2 protein-coding genes and 1 pseudogene are annotated in these 7,491 nt (G+C 37.3%); 2 read left to right on the top strand and 1 reads right to left on the bottom strand.

Going from position 1 to position 7,491, the window contains the following annotated elements:
• The coding region (locus F6K54_RS36295; protein WP_293088711.1) for a hypothetical protein at positions 1 to 208 on the top strand (208 nt) is incomplete at its 5' end.
• A gap of 1,747 nt (positions 209 to 1,955) precedes the next feature.
• Here F6K54_RS36295 and F6K54_RS36290 read toward each other — a convergent pair.
• Positions 1,956 to 4,034 (bottom strand): cation:proton antiporter, encoded by a 2,079-nt coding sequence (locus F6K54_RS36290; protein WP_293088709.1) that lies wholly within the window; start codon positions 4,032 to 4,034, stop codon positions 1,956 to 1,958.
• A gap of 770 nt (positions 4,035 to 4,804) precedes the next feature.
• On the opposite strand from F6K54_RS36290, the pseudogene F6K54_RS36285 reads away from it, so the two are divergent.
• Positions 4,805 to 6,714 (top strand): annotated as a pseudogene (locus F6K54_RS36285) (SUMF1/EgtB/PvdO family nonheme iron enzyme).
• The last annotated feature ends 777 nt before the right edge of the window (positions 6,715 to 7,491 follow it).

Raw genomic sequence — 7,491 nt, 5'->3', positions numbered from 1 at the left:
CGACGACCACAAACTACAACCCATCGGTCCCATCAACAATGATGAAACCAGCACCGACACCGGGCTGAAACTGGTCACCAGTTTCGACGTGCGTCCCAGCTTCGACCTGCCCGAAGCCACCAAGCTCACTGTCAGTACTGGTGACACCAGCGCCAGCGACGAAGATAAAAAAGCGGTCGAGGGATGGCGATCTTCGGAGCGACTCTGATAAGAGCGGGTTTCCTCGCCATATCCAATCAACCAAGAGAAGAAAAAAATTTCCCTACCACGTCAATCCTCTTCTTTTCAAGGAGAAGTAATTGTTAATTATTAATTGTTGAACAGAGGTCTATTTGTAATAAATACAATGTAAGCATTCAGCCGTCAGCAATCAGCAATCAGCAATCAGCTATTACTTTTAGTTTACTATCAAAGCTTTATTAATTGTCTTACTAGAAAAGTAGGCTCCCTTAACCTTAAAGTCTATTTTAATTTAAGCACTGTCCTATATGAGAAAGTCTTGTTGCTGAAGTCCGCAGTTCCTCCGGAGGAGGCTAGCTGACAGCTAATAGCTAAATGCTTACAATACAATTTCTCTCTGATTTTGGCTGCTCGGAGATAGAAATATTCTGAGGTTATTTCTACTATTCCCTATTCCCTATTCCCTAAAATGATGATTTTTGCTGGTTGGAAACAGAAATATTCTGAGATTATTCCTGCTATTCCCTATTCTCTAAAATCATAATTTTTGCTGGTCGTAAACAGAAATATTCTGAGATTATTCCTGTTATTTATTGTTCCCTAAAATCATAATTTTTGCTGCTAGGAAATAGAAATAGAAATAGATGGATAAGGATTGATTTTATTTTGAATTTCTAGCAGATGTCTAATGAGTAATTACTTCTCAGAGCTAATAGTTGAATGCTGTTTGCGCAGCAGTCCACAGGAAATGCTTACTTATTTCTGCTATTCTCTATTCCCTATTCTTTAAAATCATAATTTTTGCTGGTCGGAAACAGAAATATTCTGAGATTATTCCTGTTATTTACTATTCCCTAAAATCATGATATTTGCGGCTAGGAAATAGAAATAGAAATAGATGGATAAGAATTGACTTGATTTTGAATTTCTAGCAGATATCTAATGAGTAATTACTTCTCAGAGCTAATAGCTGAATGCTGAATGCTGTTTGCTTACTTATTTCTGCTATTCCCTATTCCCTATTCCCTAAAATCATGATTTTTGCGGCTAGGAAATAGAAATAGATGGATAAGAATTGACTTGATTTTGAATTTCTAGCAGATGTCTAATGAGTAATTACTTCTCAGAGCTAATAGCTGAATGCTGAATGCTGTTTGCTTACTTATTTCTGCTATTCCCTATTCCCTATTCCCTAAAATCATGATATTTGCGGCTAGGAAATAGAAATAGATGGATAAGAATTGATTTGATTTTGAATTTCTAGCAGATATCTAATGAGTAATTACTTCTCAGAGCTAATAGCTGAATGCTGTTTGCGCAGCAGTCCGCAGGAAATGCTTACTTATTTCTGCTATTCTCTATTCCCTATTCTCTAAAATCATAATTTTTGCTGCTAGGAAATAGAAATATAAATAGATGGATAAGAATTGACTTGATTTTGAATTTCTAGCAGATGTCTAATGAGTAATTACTTCTCAGAGCTAATAGCTGAATGCTGAATGCTGTTTGCGCAGCAGTCCACAGGAAATGCTTACTTATTTCTGCTATTCTCTATTCCCTATTCTTTAAAATCATAATTTTTGCTGGTCGGAAACAGAAATATTCTGAGATTATTCCTGTTATTTACTATTCCCTAAAATCATGATTTTTGCGGCTAGGAAATAGAAATAGATGGATAAGAATTGATTTGATTTTGAATTTCTAGCAGATGTCTAATGAATAATTACTTCTAAGAGCTAATAGCTGAATGCTGAATGCTTACTCATTCCCTAAAACTAAGAATAAGGTTCTCCAAATATAACAACTGAACAAGTAATTTCTGACAAGACTTTAGTAGTAACATCACTAACAGATAATCCTGCGGCAGTACGTCGTCGCATAGAACGTAATACTACTAATTGATATGATTTTGCTGCTTTACTAATTACAGGAGCAACATCATCATAACGAATAATTTTAATTCTCGACTTTACCTCGGTTTTTCTCTGAGAAATAAGTTGAGAAAGTTGGGAATGAAACTTCGCAATTTGTTCTTTAGAAGTCTGGCGATCGCATACATGAAGTAGAGTTACAGAAGCTTGATTAGTACCAGCAAAAAGTTGAGCAAAACGTACAGTTCTTAATGCCTGGGGAGTAATATTTTTAACAGGTACTAAAATCCTATTAATATTCATCGGATTTTCCAACAAACGTACCACAGCTACCGGGCAATGAGCAGACCAAAATATCCGGTCTATTATATTTCCAAATAAACGAGATTTAATACCAGTAGTATCGTGCCAACCCATGACAATTAGACTAGCATTTTTTTCTCGTGCTGTACGACTAACACCTTTAGTAAAATCATCATAAATTCGGATTTCGGGAGTAGCATCAACTTCAAAACTTCGGCTAATTTCTAAAACAGAATCTAACCTTTCACTGCTCTGTTGTAAAGCCAAATTTAACTGAGGAGAATCCATATTGACGTAACCTTTAACTATGGATAAAGGAATCATTAAACCTCCCTCATGCTTTGACAACATTACTGCCATTTCAATTAAATATTTTGTTTGTTCGGGAGAAGAATATACTGGCACTAATACAACAAACTTATGATTAACAATTCCATCAACCCTCTCTGTAAAACTATCTGGAACTTGCTGATGAGTTTCCCACCAAATCAAAGAATTATCCGATGAAAAATCTACCTCTGGCACAGAAATTTTACTCGCAAATTTAGCAGTAAGAATCGGACCTAAAATAGAAGTCACCAACATCAAAAAAATCACACTATTAAATATTACCTCTGGCAAAATTCCTACCTGCAAACCCACCAATGCAGCAGCCAAAGTAGCAGCCACCTGTGGCATAGATAGAGACCACATACTCATCGTTTCATGCCAATTATACTTATAAATCTTTTTTGCCAAAAACGCAGCCAAAAATTTACTTCCAAGCAAACCAAAAATAATAGATAAAGTTAATTCAAAACTTGTCAAAAAAGTATTTACAAAAGCAGACATATCCAACAATAATCCCATATCAATAAAAAAACAAGGAATAAATAAAACACTACCAACAAACTCTATTTTTTCCTTAACCGGACTTTTACCCACCACATCATTAATTGCCAAACCTGCCAGAAAAGCACCAACAATTTGATCGACATTAATCAATGTTGCACCCAAAGCAGCAATAAACACAACCAACAAAACAAATAAAAATTGATTACTTTCTTGATTAGTCGTGCGCCGGAAAAATTGTTTACCCAGCCATTGAAAACCCCAAAGAATTATTGCTGAATATATCGCCAAACTTCCCAATTGAATTCCTAAACTAATCGCCGAAAAATTACCAGCATTAATCGACACACAAATTGCCAATACTAATAAAGCAGCAATATCAGTAAATATTGTCGCCCCAATAGTAACAGTAATCGCTTGATTTCCCACTACACCCAACTGCTGAACAATGGGATAACCTAAGAGAGTATGAGAAGCCAGTAAAGAACCTGTTAAAATTGCACCATTCCAACCCAAACCAAATATTTTGGCAATTAATGTTCCAGTAATAAGTGGGAATAAAAATGTGGCAATGCCAAAACCAAGAGAACGGTCTTGATTTTTTTTAAACTCTATTAAATCAATTTCTAATCCCGCGACAAACATCAGATAAACTTTTCCAATATCTGATAATAATTTCATCGTTTCTGTTTCGGGATCGAGTAATTTTAATCCATCTCCACCTAAAATAATTCCTGCCACTAATAAACCCACTAATCCAGGTAGTTTGAGACGTTCAAATAGAGGTGGAAGAGTGAGAATTACTAATAAAAGAATCGTAAATGTAACAATCGGATTTTGTAAAATCAACTTTGTTATCCCCTAATAAAAAAATATCCTATTACCTCTACTGTATAGTAAGAAGTAACAATTGAAGAAGGAAGAATAAAAAAGTAAGCATTCAACTATCAGCTATTGCTTTTAGTTCTAGATAAAAGCTTTACTAATTGTTGAAATCTCCTTTGTTTGTAGTAGGGCTTTAGCCCATTAAATATTGATTTTATTTCTCAAGTCCTACTACTAACTGGATACTGATAACTGATAACTGATAACTGATAACTGATAACTGAAAAAAGGGGGGTTGACAAAAAAACTTGACATGATATTATAAATATAATCGAGAAAGTGCGCTCATATATACTCAAATAAATTAGGCCAAAAAAACAATATTTCCCTAATTTAATAGCAAAATTAACTAGCTATCAGCTTTTATCAAAATAATTGGGTCGCACAACCCCGCCTTTTAAGGCGATATGTTTTTGGTTGGAGGCTTGCTCAAATCCCCTACTTCTCCTCCTGGGAGGGGTTAGGGGTGGGTTGGGAGGGGGAGGGGCGAGGGGTGGATTAACTTCTGACTTCTGACTTCTGACTTCGTTAAAGCTCTGGGTAAAAATCCCCGGCAACTTAATTCCTAACAGAATGCTCCGAAACGAGGGTGTCTCACAAAAAGTATGCTGAAAGCTGACTGCTGACTGCTTCTTTGAAATTACACAGCTTGGAACAATTTTGAAACAAAGCCAGGCAGTTTACAAATAAATTTGATAACTGATAACTGAATAACTGATAACTGAAAAGTCATGATACAGTCTGGAAAAATCCTGAGACAACGATACAAAATAATAGACATTCTAGGAAGTGGAGGATTCGGAGATACCTACTTAGCTGAAGATTTAGACTTACCAGGCAAACCAAAATGCGTAGTCAAACATCTACCACCTAGAAGCTCAGATCCAGAAACATTAACCACTGCCCAAAGATTATTTGAGAGAGAAGGAGAAACCCTATATAAACTAGGCAAAGACTCAGACCAAATACCAAAATTATTTGCTTATTTCCAAGAAGGAACAGAATTTTACCTAGTACAAGAATATATAGAAGGGCACGATATAAGCAAAGAACTAACACCAGGAAAAAAATTAAGCGAGTCTTATACCGTTACCCTACTAAAAGGAATATTAGAAGCATTAGAAAAAGCTCATCAAAACAATATAATTCACCGAGACATCAAACCACAAAATTTGATGCGTCGTTACTCAGACAAAAAAATAGTATTGATAGACTTTGGCGCAGTAAAAGAAATAAGTGTGTTGACTACCAACCAACCCGGAACAACAACTTTAACTGTACCAGTCGGAACACCAGGTTATATGCCAAACGAACAAAGTAACGGCAAACCAAGACTAAGTAGCGATATATATGCAGTGGGAATCTTAGGAATAAAGGCGCTAACAGGACAACACCCAAGGAGTTTCTCCAGAAATAAAAATACAGGAAATATTATCTGGAGGAATGAGGCACAAGTGAGCAATCGCCTGGCAAATATATTAGATAAAATGGCCCGGGAAGATTTTCGAGACCGTTATCAAAATGCTATGGAAGTATTAGAGGTTTTAGAAGAAACTACACCAGTACCACCACCCATACCACCCATACCATCAGGAAATATACCAAGATATAGAAGAGAAATATTGATAGCTATGAGTGGGTTTGCAGCAGCAATATTAACTAGAGACTTGTGGAATAGATTTATCGAAAAAAAAACATACCCATCTCCCCCACTAACAAAGACTTCAATTCAGGAGTTTGAGACAGTGACAGTTAATGCAAAAGGAAAAACAATAAGTCGTCCTCAACATCAAGCAGAAGTAATCATAGAAAACCTCGGTAATGGAGTCATCCTGGAAATGGTAAAAATTCCCGCAGGTAGATTTCTCATGGGTTCTCCAGATGAGGAAATAGGGAGACATGAGGAGAATGAAGGTCCCCAACATAATGTAGATGTACCAGAATTTTTCATGGGAAAGTATCCAGTCACTCAAGCGCAATGGCAAGCAGTTATGGGTAATAATCCTTCTAAATTTAAAAGTGAAAACCACCCTGTCGAAACAGTAAATTGGTACAAAGCTATAGAGTTTTGTCAGAAGGTTTCACAAATAACAGGTAAAAACTATCGCTTACCCAGTGAGAGTCAGTGGGAATATGCGCGCCCGTGCAGGAACAACCACACCTTTTTATTTTGGCGAAACTATAACGACTGAGTTGGCGAACTACAATGGTGGCGAAACTTATGCTTCTGCACCGAAAGGAATAAATCGTGGAAAAACAACAAATGTAGACAAATTTCCTCCTAATGCTTTTGGTTTGTACGATATGCACGGGAATGTTTGGGAATGGTGCGCTGATGAATGGCACAATAATTATACTGGTGCGCCTACTGATGGCAGTGCTTGGTTAGGTGGAAATAACGATCGTTCTCCACTGCGAGGAGGTTCGTGGAGCAACCCTCCTATTCGCTGTCGTTCCGCTATGCGCCTCACCATCAATTGGCGGAATTCTGCCTATGATTATGGTTTTCGTATTGTTGTGTGATGATGGGAGAACTCTTTCACTCTTTTCTCCTTTCCCCTTTTCCCTCTTTCCTGCATCCATCCGTACATCCGTGGCCAAATCTGTGTCTGCTTTCTTTTCTCTCTTCCCTCCCGCAAATTAATCCGTATATCCGTGCCATAATCCCTGTGAGCACATCCGTGCCATAATCCCTGTGAGCACATCCGTGCCATAATCCCTGTGAGCGGAGAAGTCAGGGCAAGACAAGGATTTTGCCACGGATGCCAAGACAAGGATTTTGCCACGGATATACGGATTAATTTGAGTTTGCATTCTGTGAAGCACCAAAAAAATTGGCAGGATGTTACCCTTGCATCCCTAAAAAATTCATGATAGTATATAATCATTGGGTGTTACTCGCACCTACGCATGACTTTTTATTCAACGCAAAAACAGGATTTTACAAGTAAGCATATATAGAGACTCAAAAGCGATCGCTAACAACAACATCAGGATAGTAATGGCATACAAGAAAGGGATACTTGGCACGGGAGCAAGATGCTCCCACTGCCGTACCTCATAACAAAAATAATGCAATGCACGACTATTACAATCCACCACCAACATCAGAAAAAAAAATTATTCTGTGAAGCACCTACAAAATATTTGGCATTGCTGAAGGGCTGGATGAATATAAGTGGTAAGTTAAGTGGGAGCAGGCATCCTGCCTGTTTCCATCCTGTCTGTCCCTGCCAAGGAGTGATATCAAATCCGTTTAATTCGGTATAAAAAAATATTCCATCTTCACCCAGAGTGGAAATAGTTCTGAGTTCTCTTCCCTTCTAAATTCTGGATTCTAAATTCTGGATTGCAGAATTGCTGGATTCTGGATTCTGAATTCACTATCTTATTACACCGATGCTACCGGATTTGATATCAG

Origin of the sequence: Okeania sp. SIO3B5 (assembly GCF_010692555.1) — a bacterium.
Classification (GTDB): Bacteria; Cyanobacteriota; Cyanobacteriia; order Cyanobacteriales; family Microcoleaceae; genus Okeania.
This window is presented reverse-complemented; position numbering and strand designations above follow the sequence as displayed.